General features: G+C 70.2%; 11 protein-coding genes and 1 pseudogene. 4 read left to right on the forward strand and 8 right to left on the reverse strand.

The genetic code is table 11. The annotated features are described in order from the left end of the window. The first annotated feature begins 7 nt into the window (after nucleotides 1-7). Complete coding sequence (locus ACZ592_RS38925) at nucleotides 8-592, forward strand: response regulator (protein ID WP_471586491.1); 585 nt, start codon at nucleotides 8-10, stop codon at nucleotides 590-592. Nucleotides 593-638: 46 nt separating this feature from the next. Here ACZ592_RS38925 and ACZ592_RS38930 read toward each other — a convergent pair whose 3' ends face one another. Next, nucleotides 639-2,528, reverse strand: coding sequence for an AMP-dependent synthetase/ligase (locus ACZ592_RS38930; RefSeq protein WP_471586492.1), 1,890 nt, complete (start codon nucleotides 2,526-2,528; stop codon nucleotides 639-641). A 374-nt stretch (nucleotides 2,529-2,902) separates the two neighbouring features. Beyond that, nucleotides 2,903-4,777 carry a translation elongation factor 4 gene (gene lepA, locus ACZ592_RS38935; protein ID WP_471586493.1) on the reverse strand — a complete coding sequence of 625 codons (1,875 nt, stop codon included), beginning with the start codon at nucleotides 4,775-4,777 and terminating at the stop codon, nucleotides 2,903-2,905. Nucleotides 4,778-5,058: 281 nt separating this feature from the next. Here lepA and rpsT point away from each other — a divergent pair, with 281 nt between their 5' ends. Continuing rightward, the gene (rpsT, locus tag ACZ592_RS38940; RefSeq protein ID WP_471586494.1) at nucleotides 5,059-5,325 is read left to right on the forward strand and encodes a 30S ribosomal protein S20; all 267 of its coding nucleotides are present in this window, start codon (nucleotides 5,059-5,061) and stop codon (nucleotides 5,323-5,325) included. A gap of 693 nt (nucleotides 5,326-6,018) precedes the next feature. Here rpsT and holA read toward each other — a convergent pair. Continuing rightward, on the reverse strand, nucleotides 6,019-6,993 hold the full coding sequence (holA, locus tag ACZ592_RS38945) for a DNA polymerase III subunit delta (protein ID WP_471586495.1): 975 nt from the start codon (nucleotides 6,991-6,993) through the stop codon (nucleotides 6,019-6,021). 170 nt (nucleotides 6,994-7,163) lie between these two features. Between holA and ACZ592_RS38950 the strand changes: the two genes are divergently transcribed. Then, on the forward strand, nucleotides 7,164-7,409 hold the full coding sequence (locus ACZ592_RS38950; protein WP_471586496.1) for a hypothetical protein: 246 nt from the start codon (nucleotides 7,164-7,166) through the stop codon (nucleotides 7,407-7,409). Nucleotides 7,410-7,524: 115 nt separating this feature from the next. Here ACZ592_RS38950 and ACZ592_RS38955 read toward each other — a convergent pair whose 3' ends face one another. The 5 genes and pseudogenes from ACZ592_RS38955 to ACZ592_RS38975 form a co-directional block, all read right to left on the reverse strand. Beyond that, nucleotides 7,525-8,406 (reverse strand): YceI family protein, encoded by an 882-nt coding sequence (locus ACZ592_RS38955; RefSeq protein ID WP_471586502.1) that lies wholly within the window; start codon nucleotides 8,404-8,406, stop codon nucleotides 7,525-7,527. Between the two features lie 385 nt (nucleotides 8,407-8,791). Beyond that, nucleotides 8,792-9,658, reverse strand: a pseudogene (locus tag ACZ592_RS38960) (ComEC/Rec2 family competence protein); the annotation flags it as partial. Between the two features lie 211 nt (nucleotides 9,659-9,869). Beyond that, nucleotides 9,870-11,189 (reverse strand): UDP-glucose dehydrogenase family protein, encoded by a 1,320-nt coding sequence (locus ACZ592_RS38965; protein ID WP_471586497.1) that lies wholly within the window; start codon nucleotides 11,187-11,189, stop codon nucleotides 9,870-9,872. A gap of 57 nt (nucleotides 11,190-11,246) precedes the next feature. Then, on the reverse strand, nucleotides 11,247-11,684 hold the full coding sequence (locus tag ACZ592_RS38970; RefSeq protein WP_471586498.1) for an NUDIX domain-containing protein: 438 nt from the start codon (nucleotides 11,682-11,684) through the stop codon (nucleotides 11,247-11,249). A gap of 28 nt (nucleotides 11,685-11,712) precedes the next feature. After that, nucleotides 11,713-13,479 carry an asparagine synthetase B family protein gene (locus ACZ592_RS38975; RefSeq protein ID WP_471586499.1) on the reverse strand — a complete coding sequence of 589 codons (1,767 nt, stop codon included), beginning with the start codon at nucleotides 13,477-13,479 and terminating at the stop codon, nucleotides 11,713-11,715. A gap of 331 nt (nucleotides 13,480-13,810) precedes the next feature. On the opposite strand from ACZ592_RS38975, the gene ACZ592_RS38980 reads away from it, so the two are divergent. Continuing rightward, a complete protein-coding gene (locus ACZ592_RS38980; protein ID WP_471586500.1) occupies nucleotides 13,811-15,208 on the forward strand; it encodes a sporulation protein in 1,398 nt (465 codons plus the stop codon). The last annotated feature ends 169 nt before the right edge of the window (nucleotides 15,209-15,377 follow it).

The raw sequence follows: 15,377 nt of genomic DNA on the forward strand, positions 1-15,377 counted from the left end.
CATCACCATGAGTGCAGAGGGCACGACCGACAACCGCGCGAGCATCCTCCTGGTCGACGACATGGAGGACAACCTGATGGCGCTCGAGGCTGTCCTCGGGTCCCTGAACGAGCCGCTGGTCCGCGCCCGTTCGGGCGAAGAGGCGATGAAGGCGATCCTGCGGCAGCGGTTCGCCGTGATCCTGCTGGACGTCCGCATGCCCGGCATGGACGGCTTCGAGACCGCGTCGAACATCAAACGGCTCGACCAGACCAAGGACGTGCCCATCATCTTCCTGACGGGCACCGACAACGACGCGGGCTACGCCTTCCGCGGTTACGCGACGGGCGCCGCCGACTACCTCACCAAGCCGTTCGACCCGTGGGTACTGCGCGCCAAGGTCACCGTCTTCCTCGAACTGCACAGGAAGAACCGCCAGTTGGAGCGGATACTGGCCCGCGAGCAGCGTCAGTTCGACGAACTGGCCGCCCGCCTCTCGGCGATCGAGACCCACATGGCAGCGAGCAGCCTGAAGGACGTCCTCGAACTGCGCCGCCACGTGACCCACATGGAGGAACTGGTGCAGGAAATGCGCCGCGGACGGGGCGTCTAGCCGGACGACGCCCCGTCCCCCGTACGCACGGGCGGGTCCGCCGGGCTCAGGCCTCGCGCGACCCCGCGTACATCTCGTCGATCAGGTGCTTGTACTCCCGCTCGACGACCGGTCGCTTCAGCTTCAGGCTGGGGGTCAGCTCGCCGTGCTCGACGTCCAGGTCGCGCGGCAGCAGCCGGAACTTCTTGATCGTCTGCCAGCGCTGCAGGCCCTCGTTGAGCTCCCGCACATATCCCTCGACGAGTTCGACCGTCGCGGGGGCCGCGCACACCTCCGCGTACGACGTGCCCTCCTGGCCGTTCTCCTTGGCCCAGTCCAGGATGGCGGGCTCGTCCAGGGAGATCAGCGCGGTGCAGAAGTTCCGGTCGGCGCCGTGCACGAGGATGTTGGAGACGTACGGACAGACCGCCTTGAACTGGCCCTCGACCTCGGCGGGCGCGATGTACTTGCCGCCGGACGTCTTGATCAGGTCCTTCTTGCGGTCGGTGATCCGCAGGTAGCCGTCGACGGAGAGCTCGCCTATGTCGCCGGTGTGGAACCACCCGTCGGACTCCAGGACCTCGGCCGTCTTCTCCGGCAGCCCGTGGTAGCCCTCCATGATGCCGGGGCCGCGCAGCAGGATCTCGCCGTCGTCCGCGATCCGCACCTCGGTGCCGGGCAGCGGCTTGCCGACGGTGCCCGTGCGGTAGGCCTCGCCCGGGTTCACGAAGGAGGCCGCGGAGGACTCGGTCAGGCCGTACCCCTCCAGGATGTGGATGCCTGCGCCCGCGAAGAAGTAGCCGATCTCGGGGGCGAGCGCGGCGGAGCCGGAGACGGCGGCGCGCAGCCGTCCGCCGAAGGCCTCGCGCAGCTTGGAGTAGACGAGCGTGTCGGCGACCTTGTGCTTGGCGCCGAGCGCGAAGGGCACCGACGGGCTGCCGGTCCTGCGGAAATTGTCCTGGCTGACCTTCGCGTACTCGCGGGAGACCTCGGCGGCCCACTGGAAGATCTTGTACTTGGCCCCGCCACCGGCCCGCGCCTTGGCCGCGACGCCGTTGTAGACCTTCTCGAAGATGCGGGGGACGGCGGCCATGTACGTCGGCTGCACCACCGGCAGATTCTCGATGATCTTGTCCACGCGGCCGTCGACGGCGGTGACGTGCCCGAGCTCGATCTGCCCGGAGGTCAGCACCTTGCCGAAGACGTGCGCGAGCGGCAGCCACAGGTACTGCACGTCGTCCGGGCCGAGCAGCCCGGTCGCCGCGATGGCCTTGGCCATGTACGACCAGTTGTCCTGCGGCAGGCGCACGCCCTTGGGGCGGCCCGTGGTGCCGGAGGTGTAGATGATGGTGGCGAGCTGGTCGGCGGTGATCGCCGCGATCCGCTCCTTGATGAGCCCCGGGTTCTTCTCCAGGTACGCCGCGCCGCGGGCCTCCAGGTCGGCGAGCGTGAGCAGCCAGCCCTCGGGGTCGCCCGCGGCGGGCTCGGCGCCCGCCGCGTCCAGGACCACGACGTGCCGCAGTTCGGGCAGGTCGGCGCGCTTCTCGCGCGCCTTGGCGAGCTGCGCGGCGTCCTCGGCGATCAGCACCCGGCTGCCGGAGTCGGCCAGGATGTACGCCGACTCCTCGGCGTTCGTCTGCGGGTAGACGGTCGTGGTGGCCGCGCCCGCGCACATGATGCCGAGGTCGCAGAGGATCCACTCGACGCGCGTGGAGGAGGCGAGGGCGACGCGGTCCTCGGCCTGCAGGCCGAGCTGGATCAGACCCGCGGCGATGGCGTGCACGCGGTCGGCGGCCTGCGACCAGCTGAGCGACTTCCAGTCGTCGGGGCCCTCGCCGGAGGGCGCCGGGACCGGGTAGCGATAGGCCTCTGCGTCCGGCGTGGCCGCCACGCGCTCCAGGAAGAGGTGCGCCACGGAGGGCGGACGGTTCTCGATCAAGGTCTGTGTGTCGCTCACGACATCCTCCGGGCCCACGTCAGTGCGGCGAACTGGCTGGCGGCTGCTTCTTACATCCCTGTCGGCTACTTGTTTAACTTGCGAGTAACCTACGAGTGGTGATCAGAGTAGAGCGCCGACGCCCGACGCGTAAGGGGCTGCTGCCTGTCACTTCCTACAGACACCCATACGGAACGGGCCCGCTGCCCAGGAGTGCCGCGGGCCCCGTTGCGCATGCGGCGCCGCGGGTGACATGAGGCACGTTCCGTGCCGGACGGCGGGCCGGGCGGGACGGGTGGAACGCGCCGGATCCGCTGTACGCGAAAGGCGCCCGTCCGGAGTGTGGACGGGCGCCTCGTGCGTCGCCGCGGGGCGGAGCCTGCGGCTGTACCGCTCTACTTCTTGGCGGCCTTGCCCGGTCCGCTGTCGTCGCTGGACAGCACCGCGATGAAGGCCTCCTGCGGGACCTCGACGGAGCCGACCATCTTCATCCGCTTCTTGCCTTCCTTCTGCTTCTCCAGCAGCTTCCGCTTACGGGAGATGTCACCGCCGTAGCACTTGGCGAGGACGTCCTTGCGGATGGCGCGGATGGTCTCGCGGGCGATGACCCGGGAGCCGATCGCGGCCTGCACGGGCACCTCGAAGGCCTGCCGCGGGATGAGCTCGCGGAGCTTGGCGACGAGCCGGACCCCGTACGCGTACGCCTGGTCCTTGTGCGTGACCGCCGAGAAGGCGTCGACCTTGTCGCCGTGCAGCAGGATGTCGACCTTGACGAGCTGCGCGGCCTGCTCGCCCGTGGGCTCGTAGTCCAGCGAGGCGTAACCGCGGGTCTTTGACTTCAGCTGGTCGAAGAAGTCGAAGACGATCTCGGCGAGCGGCAGCGTGTAGCGGATCTCGACGCGGTCCTCGGAGAGGTAGTCCATGCCGAGCATCACGCCGCGCCGGTTCTGGCAGAGCTCCATGATCGAACCGATGAACTCGCTGGGCGCGAGGATCGTGGCGCGCACGACGGGCTCGTAGACCTCGTCGATCTTGCCCTCGGGGAATTCACTCGGGTTGGTGACCGTGTGCTCGGTGCCGTCCTCCATGATCACGCGGTAGACCACGTTCGGAGCGGTGGCGATCAGGTCGAGACCGAACTCGCGCTCCAGGCGCTCGCGGATCACGTCGAGGTGCAGCAGCCCGAGGAAGCCGACGCGGAAGCCGAAGCCGAGCGCGGCCGACGTCTCGGGCTCGTAGACGAGCGCGGCGTCGTTGAGCTGCAGCTTGTCCAGGGCCTCGCGCAGGTCCGGGTACTCCGAGCCGTCCAGGGGATACAGGCCCGAGAACACCATCGGCTTGGGGTCCTTGTAGCCGCCCAGCGCCTCGGTCGCACCCTTGTGCAGGGAGGTGATCGTGTCACCGACCTTGGACTGCCGGACGTCCTTCACGCCGGTGATGATGTAGCCCACCTCGCCGACACCGATGCCGTCGGCCGGGGTCATCTCCGGCGAGGAGACACCGATCTCCAGGAGCTCGTGGGTGGCTCCGGTGGACATCATCCGGATCCGCTCGCGCTTGTTGAGCTGGCCGTCGACGACTCGTACGTACGTCACGACACCGCGGTAGGAGTCGTAGACCGAGTCGAAGATCATCGCGCGGGCCGGGGCGTCCTTGACGCCGACCGGCGGCGGGACGTCGGCGACGACCTTGTCGAGCAGCGCCTCGACGCCCATGCCGGTCTTCGCGGAGACCTTCAGGACGTCCTCGGGCTCGCAGCCGATGAGGTTCGCGAGCTCCTCGGAGAACTTCTCGGGCTGCGCGGCCGGCAGGTCGATCTTGTTCAGTACGGGGACGATCTTGAGGTCGTTCTCCATCGCCAGGTAGAGGTTGGCGAGAGTCTGCGCCTCGATGCCCTGGGCCGCGTCGACCAGGAGGACCGTGCCCTCGCAGGCCGCGAGCGAACGCGAGACTTCATACGTGAAGTCCACGTGGCCCGGGGTGTCGATCATGTTGAGGATGTGCGTCTTGCTCTGGCCCGGGCCCTCGCTCGGGGCCCAGGGAAGACGCACGGCCTGGGACTTGATCGTGATGCCGCGCTCGCGCTCGATGTCCATGCGGTCGAGGTACTGAGCACGCATCTGCCGCTGCTCCACCACACCGGTGAGCTGGAGCATGCGGTCGGCGAGCGTGGACTTGCCGTGGTCGATGTGCGCGATGATGCAGAAATTGCGGATCAACGCCGGGTCGGTACGGCTCGGCTCGGGCACATTTTTAGGGGTCGCGGGCACGCAGGGTCCTGTCTCTTGAGGCGCCTGTCGCCTCGGGTCGGATCTATACGTAGCTTCCATCGTCCCATGGGTGGGGCACTGCGCTCGGTGTGGGCCGGTGAGAGGGGTGCGGGACCCGGTCCGGGCCGGTGCGACGAGGGGCGGGGGCTCGGTTTGGGCCGGTGAGAGGGCGACTGGTACCGTGGACAGCTGTGTCTCGTAGCCCTCTCAAGCGTCGAGGCGCGTGTCATAACACTCATCTGCAGTACCTCTGCAGTACCTGAACCTGAAAAGGCTCTTTCGTGGCGAACATCAAGTCCCAGATCAAGCGGATCAAGACCAACGAGAAGGCGCGTCAGCGCAACAAGGCGGTCAAGTCTTCCCTGAAGACCGCGATCCGCAAGGCCCGCGAGGCCGTTGCCGCCGGCGACGCCCAGAAGGCTGCCGAGCTCACGCGTGAGGCCACGCGCCAGCTCGACAAGGCCGTCTCGAAGGGTGTCATCCACAAGAACCAGGCCGCCAACAAGAAGTCGGCGCTTGCTTCGAAGGCTGCGTCCGTCAAGGCCTGAAGCCCTGACCCCGGTTCGCCGGGGCGCTGATCAATCCTCCCGCGAGGGTAATTCGAGCCCTCTACCTCGAATCGCGGACAGACCACGCAGTACGCCACGCTGCGACGATGCCCCCGGCCCACTCCGGGGGCATTGCTGTGTCTGGGCATTGCTGTGGCTGGGCATTGCTGTGTCTGGGGTGCGGTGTGGCTGGGGCGCGACGTGGCTGGGTGTGGCTGGGGTGCGGCGTGGCTGGGGTGCGGCGTGGCTGGGTGTGGCTGGGGCGCGGTGTGGCTGGGGCGCGGTGCGGCTGGGGCGCGGTGGCGCGTCGGGGGCGCCCACCAGGGGGCGGCGTGCCTGGGGGCGCTGTGTGCCTGGGGCGCTGTGTGCCTGGCGGCGCTGTGTGCCTGGCGGCGCTGTGTGCCTGGCGGCGCTGTGTGCCTGGGGCGCTGTGTTCAGGGGCGCGGGGTGCCGGGGCACTGTGTTCAGAGGGCGCGGCGTGCCTGGGGGTGCTGTGTTCAGGGGCGCGGGGAACTGCGCGACCAGCCACGATCTACCCGCAGCTCCGAACGGGCCGGGGGCCTGAGGCCCGGGGGGGGGCGTGAAGCCGGGGAGGGCTGAGGCCGGGGCGCTGAGGCCCCGGGGGGCTGAGGCCCGGGGGCCGAAGGGCCGGGGGCCGGAGGGCCGGGGCCCGGCCGGTGCATCGGCTCAATCTCAGCGACGCGACCTCGCGATGGCGACCACGGCCTTCTCCAGCGCGTACTCCGGGTCGTCACCGCCACCCTTGACGCCGGCGTCGGCGGCCGCGATCGCGGTGAGCGCGGCGGCCACGCCGTCCGGGGTCCAGCCGCGCATCTGCTGGCGCACCCGGTCGATCTTCCAGGGCGGCATGCCCAGCTCACGGGCGAGATCGGCGGGACGTCCGCCGCGCGCGGAGGAGAGCTTGCCGATCGCCCGGACGCCCTGCGCGAGCGCACTGGTGATCATGACGGGGGCGACACCGGTCGACAGGGACCAGCGCAGCGCCTCGAGCGCCTCGGCGGTCCGGCCCTCGACGGCCCGGTCGGCCACCGTGAAGCTGGAGGCCTCGGCCCGGCCCGTGTAGTACCGCCCGACGATCGCGTCGTCGATCGTGCCCTCGACGTCCGCCACCAGCTGGGAGACCGCGGAGGCGAGCTCGCGCAGATCGCTGCCGATCGCGTCGACCAGCGCCTGGCAGGCCTCCGGCGTCGCCGAACGCCCCAGGGTCCGGAATTCGCTCCGCACGAATGACAGCCGGTCCGCCGGCTTGGTCATCTTGGGGCAGGCGACCTCGCGCGCCCCCGCCTTGCGCGCGGCGTCGAGCAGGCCCTTGCCCTTGGCGCCGCCCGCGTGCAGCAGGACGAGCGTGATCTCCTCGACGGGCGCCCCGAGATACGCCTTGACGTCCTTGATCGTGTCCGCCGACAGATCCTGCGCGTTCCGCACGACGACGACCTTGCGCTCGGCGAAGAGCGACGGGCTTGTCAGCTCGGCGAGCGTGCCGGGCTGCAGCTGGTCGGAGGTGAGGTCGCGCACGTCCGTGTCCGCGTCGGCGGCGCGGGCGGCCGCGACCACCTGCTGCACGGCACGGTCGAGGAGCAGGTCCTCCTGCCCCACGGCGAGCGTGAGAGGAGCGAGCGGATCGTCGTTAGCTGCTTTCCTGGCCATCGCGGACAAGCATCCCATGCACCACTGACACACGGCGCTGACGCCCGCCCCGCTCGGCCGGCTCCCGGCTCCCGCTCCCGCTCCCGCTCCCAGCTTGCGGTTCCCGCCCTGGTCCGGCCCGGCTCGTGCCCTGCCGGTGCCACCTCCGTGCCGTGTCGGAGAATGGGCCCGTGACCGACGTACGACATGTCCTGGTGCTGCCCGACCGCGATGCCGCGGAGGTGGTGGCCGAAGAGCTCCCCGACCGTTTCGGCGTGGCCGAGGAACCCCAGCTCGTCCGCGACGCCCTGGCCGGCGAGGACGACGCCGAGGACGCCCAGTGGCTGGTCGTGGTCGAGGACCCCGACTCCCGCCTCGACCCGGCCGCGCTCGACGAACTGGCCGCCGAGCACGAGGGCTGGCTGGAAACGCCTTAGCGCGTCGGCTCTCCGGGGAGGCCGCGGTCGGTCAGTTCTTCGGGACAGCCGGCCAGCTCATCGGTACGGCCGTCCAGCTCGTCGAGCCGGTCGGCCAGCCCTTCGAGCCGGTCGGTCAGCTCTTCGGGATGATCTGGATGTCCAGGTCGATCGTGATGCTGTGTCCGACGGCCGCGATGCCGCGCGCGAGCATCGTCTGCCAGGTGATCGTGAAGTCGTCGCGGTGCAGTTCGGTGGAGGCGCGGCAGGCGACGCGGGTCTCGCCCTCCAGGCCCGTGCCGACCCCGAGGTACTCGGTGTCGAGCGTGACCGTGCGCGTCACGCCGTGCAGCGTCAGGCCGCCCGATATCGCCCAGCGGCTGCCGCCCTTGTGCACGAAGCGGTCGCTGTAGAACTCCATCGTCGGGAAACGCCCCACATCGAGGAAGTCACCGGAACGCAGGTGGTCGTCGCGCATCTGGACCGCGGTGTCGATGGAGGCCGCGTCGATGACGACGTGCATCGCCGAGTCCTCCACGCGCTCGCCCAGCCGTATCGCACCCGCGAAGCTGTTGAACCGGCCCCGGATGCGGGCGAGTCCGATGTGCCGCGCGGTGAAGCCGACCGACGAGTGCAGCGGGTCGATCTCCCAGTCGCCGGGCTCGGGCAGCGTCGGCGGCTGGGCGACCTGGAGCATGACGTCACCGAGCGAGGCGTGCGCGTTCTCCGCGACCGTGGCGCTCGCCCGGTACGGGGTGAAGCCCTCCGCCGACACCGCGAGCCGGTAGTCCCCGGCCGGAACAGCCGTGACGAACGAACCGAAGGGGTCCGTGCCCCCGCTCACCACCTTGCGCCCCATGGCATCACTGACGGCGAACTCCGCGTTCCGCACCGGTTCATTGACCGGGTCGAGCACCCGGCAGCTGAGCACCCCCGCGCTCGACGGAACCGTGAGCGCCGACAACGGCCCCACCCGTCCAGCCCGATTCGTACGGTTTCCCAGCCAACGGCCGAACACGTGCGACACACCCCCGCGCTACTTGACAACACCTGCAAACTGCAACGAAAGGGCATTCGATCACCGTTGCGGCTTTCGACGCAACACGGACCCAGATCAAGGGAATGCTGACGATGCGCCGGGAACTGTCACGTGTAGCCCGAATTGGTCTCCCACCTCTGTGTCTTGCCTGCGTCCTGCCTGCATCTTGTCTGTGCCTCGTCCACGTTGGGCAAGCTCACGGCGCGGTTCCCGGCGGTAGTCCTCCCTGCGTCCGGAGCGGGTGAGTGCGTGGGGTGCCTTGGGTGCGTGGGATGTGTGGGGTACGTGGGATGTGTGGGGTGCCTTGGGTACGTGGGGTGCCTGGGGTCGCCGCACTCTTGGCCTGTGAGGGCGGCGGGCGGCCCTAGGGCGGCCGGGTGGCCGCTTCGAGCCGTGGTGCCGTCCTCGACCCCGAGGCCACCACCGCGATCGCACCGTTCCTGTCCGTGCGCAGCACCTGCGCTCCCACGGCCCGCAACGCCTCCAGCGTCACGGGCGCGGGATGACCGTACGAGTTGTCGGCACCGCACGAGATCAGCGCGAGGCGCGGCGCCACTCTGCGCAGGAGATCCGGATGCTGGTGGGCCGAGCCGTGATGGGCGACTTTCAACACGTCCACGGAGGCGAGCGACGCGGCGGCCGGGGTACGCAGCAGAGCACGCTGGGCGGGCGGTTCGAGGTCCCCGAGGAGCAACAGGCTCAGCCCTCCCGTCCGCACGAGCAGGCTGACGCTCGCGTCGTTCGGCCCCTCGGGACGCAGGGTGAACCCCGCCGGCCCGGACGCTCCCGCCGACCTGGACGGCCCCGCCGATCCGGACGGGGCCACCGAACCCGGCCGGGCCGCCGAACCCACCGGTGCGGCAGGTCCCGCCGACCCCGCCGACGGCCACAGCACCTGCCACTCCACGGCGCCCGCGCGGCGCCGCTCCCCCGCCACGGCCTCGGTCACGGGGACACGCGCGGCCGACGCCCGGTCCCGTACGGACTCGACCTGCTCCCGCGGCTCCTGGAACCCCGTCGTCTGGATCTCCCCCACCGCACGCCCACGCAACACCCCGGACAGCCCCGCCACATGATCGGCATGGAAGTGCGTGAGCAGGACGAGCGGCACCCGGGTGATCCCCAGCGAGCGCAGGCAACGGTCGACCGCCACCGGGTCGGGCCCCGCGTCGACCACCACCCCCGCGCCGTCGCCCGCCGCCAGCACCATGGCATCGCCCTGCCCCACATCTTCCCTGTCAAGTCTGTGCGTGTTGCGTCAGCCTCTCTAACCTTCTGGCTCTTCTGGTGCCTTGGTGACTCTATGTAGAGGAAGAGAGTCAGCATCAACCGCAGACGGCCAGCCCCTGCCCGGGTGCTGGCCGTCTGCGGTGATGTCGTTCTTCTGTCGGTTGTCGGGAAGTCTGTCCCTGTCAGTCCCTGGGTGAGTGTGGGCCTGGGGATCAGGGACGGCCAAGGGCCCGGTAGGTCCAGCCTGCCTGGCGCCAGGTGTCGGGGTTGAGGGTGCCGCGTCCGTCGATGACCAGGGTCTGGGTGGGGCGGCGGGCGAGGCGGTGCGGGTCGATGTGGCCGAACTCGGCCCACTCGGTCAGGTGCAGGAGAAGGTCGGCGTCCTGGACGGCGGCGATCGGGTCCTCGATGAAGTCAAGTTCGGGGTGCATTTTGCGGGCGTTGTCGAGGGCCTTGGGGTCGGTGACGGTGACCTGGGCGCCCAGCTCATGCAGCTTCTGGGCGACGGCGAGGGCGGGCGAGTCGCGGATGTCGTCGGTGTTGGGCTTGAAGGCGGCGCCCCAGATGGTGATCCGCTTGCCTGCGAGGTCGCCGTCGAGCTGTTCGCGGGTGAGGTGGACCAGGGCCTCGCGGCGGCGGGTGTTGACGGCGGCGGCCTCGCGGAGGATGCCGGTGGCCGCTCCGGCCCCGAGCTGTCCGGCGCGGGCGATGAAGCCGCGGATGTCCTTGGGCAGACAGCCGCCGCCGAAGCCGAGGCCAGGCCGCATGCCGCCCCGTCCGATGCGGGCATCGTGGCCAAGGATCTCGGCGAGCTGGTGGACGTCGGCATCGGTCTTCTCGCAGATCTCGGCCATCGCGTTGATGAACGAGATCTTGGTGGCGACGAAGGAGTTCGCGGCGCCCTTGGCGAGTTCAGCCGTCGCCCAGTCGGTGACGATCGTCGGGGTCCCGGACTCGATGATCTTCTCGAAGCACTTCCGCAGCATGGTCTCGGCCCAGGTGTGCTCGGCTTCGAAGCCGAGGACGAGCCGGTCGGGGCGGAGGGTGTCCTCGATGGCGAACGACTCGCGCAGGAACTCGGGGTTCCAGGCGACCTCGACCTGGTCGCTGGCCGGGGCGAACTCGTGCAGCAGGTCGCGGACGCGGGGCGCGGTGCCGACCGGGACGGTCGACTTGACCGCGATGACGGCCGGGCCGGTGAGGCGAGGTGCGAGCTGGCGGACGGCGGAGAAGAGGTGGGTGAGGTCGTAGGCGTCCGCGCCGGGGGTCTGCGGGGTGCCGACGCCGATGAAGTGCAGGTCGGCGAAGTGGGCGGCCTCCGCGTAGGAGGCGGTGAACTTCAGGCGGCCACTCGCAGTGTGCTTGGCCAGCAGCTCGTCGAGGTCGCGCTCGAAGAACGGGGCCTTGCCGGAGTTGAGGGTGGCGACCTTGTCCATGTCGGAGTCCATGCCAAGGACTTCGTGGCCGAGTTCGGCCATGCAGGCCGCGTGGGTGGCGCCGAGGTAGCCGCAGCCGACGACGGTGAGCTTCATGACGGGGGTGTCCTTCCAGAAGGGGCCGCCGCCCGGCGGCCCCTTTCCGGGGACGGATCAGGCGGGCCGGGCGGCCAGGCAGCGGTGGATCCCGGTGCGGATGAACGGCGGGATCGTGAGGATGTCGAGGTGTTCGGGGGCGAAGAACTGGAGTTTGACGCCCTCGCTGAGCGGGAGGCTGGTCTCGTCTCCGTCCCAGTCGGCGGCGAAGAAGGTGATCAGCTGGCCGGAGCCGTGTTCATCGCGGATCTCGAAGAGCTCGGTCAGGTTCTGGGCGGTGAGGCCGGCTTCCTCGTCGAGCTCGCGGACGATCGTCCCGGCGGGGGTCTCGCCGTCGTCGGTGCCGCCCCCGAGCAGACTCCAGTGGGCGGGCCAGGCGATGCCGTCGATGTCATCGCGAAGGTGCATCAGAAGGTCGCCGTGCCGGTTGGTGATGATGGCGACCGCGCCGCGGGCGGTGGCCGGGCCCGTGGGGCGGGTGGTGTCAGAGTGCATCCGCCCACGGTAGTAAGGGAGTTGGCGATCATGCGGCAGCCCTCACCGTCTGGTCCTGAAACCAGGCGGCGGCCATGAGGGCCTGCATCCGGGTGCGGTCGAAGCGGCCGCCCGGCTTGAGCCCGCCCGTCAGCAGCGGCCGGAGCGCGGGCGGGGCCTCAGCGAGGGCGGTGTGGATCTGAGCGTCCGCCCAGGCGGCCAGGGGGCCGTTGATCCAGGTGGGGACCGGGGAGGCGAAGCCGATCTTGTCGCGGCTCGCCCAGACCTCGCGGGGCAGCCCGAGGGCCTTCGCGGCGTCCCGCAGGATCCGCTTGCCCGCCGCCGGGTCAGCGATCTTGTGGTCGGCCGGGAGCCGGTAGGACAGCTCCACCAGGTTCCGGGCCAGGTAAGGGGACCTGCGTTCTAACGCGTAGGCGGAGGCAAGCTTGTCGCTCGTCATCACCAGGGGCCGCCAGGCCGTCGCCAGGTCCGCCAGCGTCAGGCCCCTGGCCAGGTCGCCCCCGGACCGCTGAATCGCGTCGGCGACCAGGCCGTGGATGCGGTCCTCGGGGTCCGGGCCGCGCAGGATCAGCCGGGTGACCGCCTCGACGGGGTCGAGGGCCTTCTCCGCAGTGTGCATCAGTTTGGCGGCCAGCGGCCGGTAGGCGTCCAGCCCGGCCTTCAGGACCTTCTCCGGGCCGAACAGGACCAGGGCATGGCGGACGTAGCCCATCAGGAACTCGTCCGGGCCGAGCCCGCCGACCACCACCTTCAGCCCGAGGTCGGAGATCTTCCGGTAGGCCATGTGCTCGGAGAAGCTGGACGCGTTGCCCATCGGGTAGTCCAGCGCGGACATCATGTGCGGCAGGAGGTCGGTGAAGTCGATGTGGTCCGGCTCGACGACCACCAGTTCGGCCCCGATGTCCCGCGCGATCCTCGCTGCCGCCTGGGACTCGTCCAGGCGGTCCTGGCCGGGGTAGGAGACGGTGACGCAGACCGGGGGCCGCATCAGGTAGGCCAGGACCGCAGAGTCCAGGCCGCCGGACAGCAGCAGCGCGAAGTCGCAGCCCGGAGCCCTCAGCGGGATCTGCTCGGCCAGGGCGACGGAGAACGCGGCCAGGGCCTGGCGGTAGTCGCCCGCGAACGGCAGCCGGTCCTCCAGATGCCACCAGATGCTCTGCTCGATCGAGCCGGTCACCACGTCGAAGGACAGAACGCTTGCCGGGGCCAGCAGCTGGATGCCCTGGAAGGGGGTGTCGACGCCGACCGGCGTCTCGATGGCCAGCATCTCCGGGCGGACGATCAGCGGGGCCTGGCCATAGCCGGTCAGGGTGGTGACCTCGGAGGCGAACGCGAGCCGGCCGCCGTCCAGGCGCCAGTAGAGGGGCTTCTCCCCCAGCCGGTCGCGGGCCAGGAACAGCCGCCCGACGCGCGGGTCATAGACCGCGAGGGCGAACATGCCGTCCAGCCCGTCCAGGCAGGAAGGCCCGAGCTTCGCCCATGCCTTGAGGACCAGGTGGGCGTCGGTCTCCTTCTCGCCCAGCTCGATGCCCCAGGCCCTCGCCTGGGTCCGCCAGTTGTAGATCTCGCCGTTGAAGGCCAGCAGCAGCCCGCTCTCGCGGTCCAGGTAGGGGCCGGGGTGAGCGAGCGGGTCGACGATCAGCAGGGTGTTCATGGCCAGCACCGCCCGCCCGTCCGCGCTGGCCTCGTGCATGGTGCCGTCCGGGCCCCGGTAGTGCTGGGCGATGCCCATGGCCTTCACGGTCGTCTGGTGCCACTGGGCGTCCGGTCCGGCCAGTCCTGCGATTCCGCACATCTGGTTCACCCCCGAGAGTGAGTGGTGATGCCCTGTCGGCGGCCACCGCCGGAAGGAGCCTGGCCAGTTCCGGCGGTGGCCTGGGCCTTCATCACACCGGCCGGGGAGATGACCGGGGAGGGCTCGCAGGGGGGCTCACAACTCGCAGACGCGGTTCACCCCGGGCCCGCAGAGGAATACCCTCGGTGGCCCAACACGCGGAACGCGTACGACTCTTCGTGCACCAGCGGCGTTCGCGTACGACTGAACGTCCCCAGCCGTTCGCGTACCACTTCTGGAGCCGGGTGAGTGCGCGTGCGCAACACTCCAGCAACTGGTCAGGGGGGACGTCGTGGCATCGACCGTCCGCCGGACCCGTCCGCCCAACGCGGACCTGGCCCGGCTCATCGAAGCCTGCGGTGCGAGCCACAAGTCCCTGGCCCACCGCGTCAACCAGCTCGCCCACCAGGCCGGGATAAAGACCGACTACTCACACACCTCCGTGGCGAACTGGTGCCGCCGGGGCATGACGCCGAAACCGCCGGTGCCCCGGCTGCTGGCCCAGGCGATCGGCGAACGGCTGGGGCGGCCCGTCAACCTCGTCGAAATCGGTATGGGCGAGGCGGAGACAATCGACGCGTCGGTGGGCTTGGATTTCCCCAGGGATCCCGCCGACGCCGTCCGCGTCGCCACGATGTTCTGGAGCTCCGTGAACCGCCGCGACTTCCTCAACCAGGCCGGCACCGGCTTCGCCGTGTCCGCGTTCGCCGTCCCCGTCACCCGCTGGCTGGTCAGCCCGGCCGACGAGACCGCCGACCACCAAGGCGGCGGGCAGGTCGGCCGTGCCGACCTGGACGAACTGCGGGAAGCCGCCGACCACGCGCGACATTGGGACTCCAAATACGGCGGCGGGAACTGGAAGGCGAACTCCGTCACCGACTGCCTCGAACACCGGGCCGCCCCGCTGCTGGAGGGCACCTTCTCCGACGACGTCGGCCGTGAACTGTTCTCCGTGACCGCCGAATTGTCGCGGCTCGCAGGCTGGACCGCCTTCGACGTCAGTCAGCACGACGCCGCCCAACGGCACTTCATCCAGGCCCTCCGCCTGGCCCGCGCGGGCGGCGACGTGCAGCTCGGCTGCTATGTCCTGACCACCATGGCCATGCAGTCCCTGATGCGGGGCTTCGCCTCCGAAGCCCTCGACATGGCCCAGGGAGCTTTCGAGCGGGCCAAGGGCCAGGCCGCCCCCAGAGTGCTGGCGTTCACCAAGCTGATCGAGGCCCGCGCTCACGCCCGCGAGAACAACGCCCGCGCCGCCTCCCGGGCCCTGGCCGCCTCCGAGGACCTGCTGAGCCAGGCCAAGGCGGACAGCGGCGACGAGCCCGGCTGGATCGACTTCTATCACCACGCCCGCCTCTCGGCGGATGCCGCCGAGGTCTTCCGCGACCTGAAGAACCCCAAGGCCGCCCTGGCCTGGAACAAGCAGGCCGCCGCGATGCCGACCGGGGCGTTCACCCGCTCCGTCGGCATGCGGCTCGCGATCGTCGGGACCGCCCATCTCCAGGCCCGCGACCTCGACCACGGTCTCGAACTCGGCCACCGATCCGTCGACATCCTCGCCCGGGTCCAGTCCGCCCGGGCCCTGGACTACGTCCGCGAGTTCAACACGGCCCTGGCCCCCTGGCGGCGCGAGCCGACCGTCCGCGAGTTCATCCACCGCACCCGCACGGAACTCGGCGTCGCCGCCTGAGCGGTGCCCTGCCGTCGTGGGGGGGGGGGGGGGGGGGGGGGGGGGGGAGGAGAGAAAGGGGGGGGGGGGGGGGGGGGGGGGGGGGAGGCCCCGGACCACAGAACACAAAACAACAAAGGTCCCCCCCTGTCACGCCCCGCTTTCCTTCTTTTATCCCGCTGAACAGAAA

The sequence above is a fragment of the Streptomyces sp. NPDC040622 genome, assembly GCF_055593965.1.

Excerpts from the sequence above, each read along its gene's own strand:
- ACZ592_RS38925 (WP_471586491.1), top strand. The coding sequence starts at position 8 with ATGAGTGCAGAGGGCACGACCGACAACCGCGCGAGCATCCTCCTGGTC.
- holA (WP_471586495.1), bottom strand. The coding sequence starts at position 6,993 with ATGGCCAGGAAAGCAGCTAACGACGATCCGCTCGCTCCTCTCACGCTC.
- ACZ592_RS38965 (WP_471586497.1), bottom strand. The coding sequence starts at position 11,189 with ATGAAGCTCACCGTCGTCGGCTGCGGCTACCTCGGCGCCACCCACGCG.
- ACZ592_RS38970 (WP_471586498.1), bottom strand. The coding sequence starts at position 11,684 with ATGCACTCTGACACCACCCGCCCCACGGGCCCGGCCACCGCCCGCGGC.
- ACZ592_RS38975 (WP_471586499.1), bottom strand. The coding sequence starts at position 13,479 with ATGTGCGGAATCGCAGGACTGGCCGGACCGGACGCCCAGTGGCACCAG.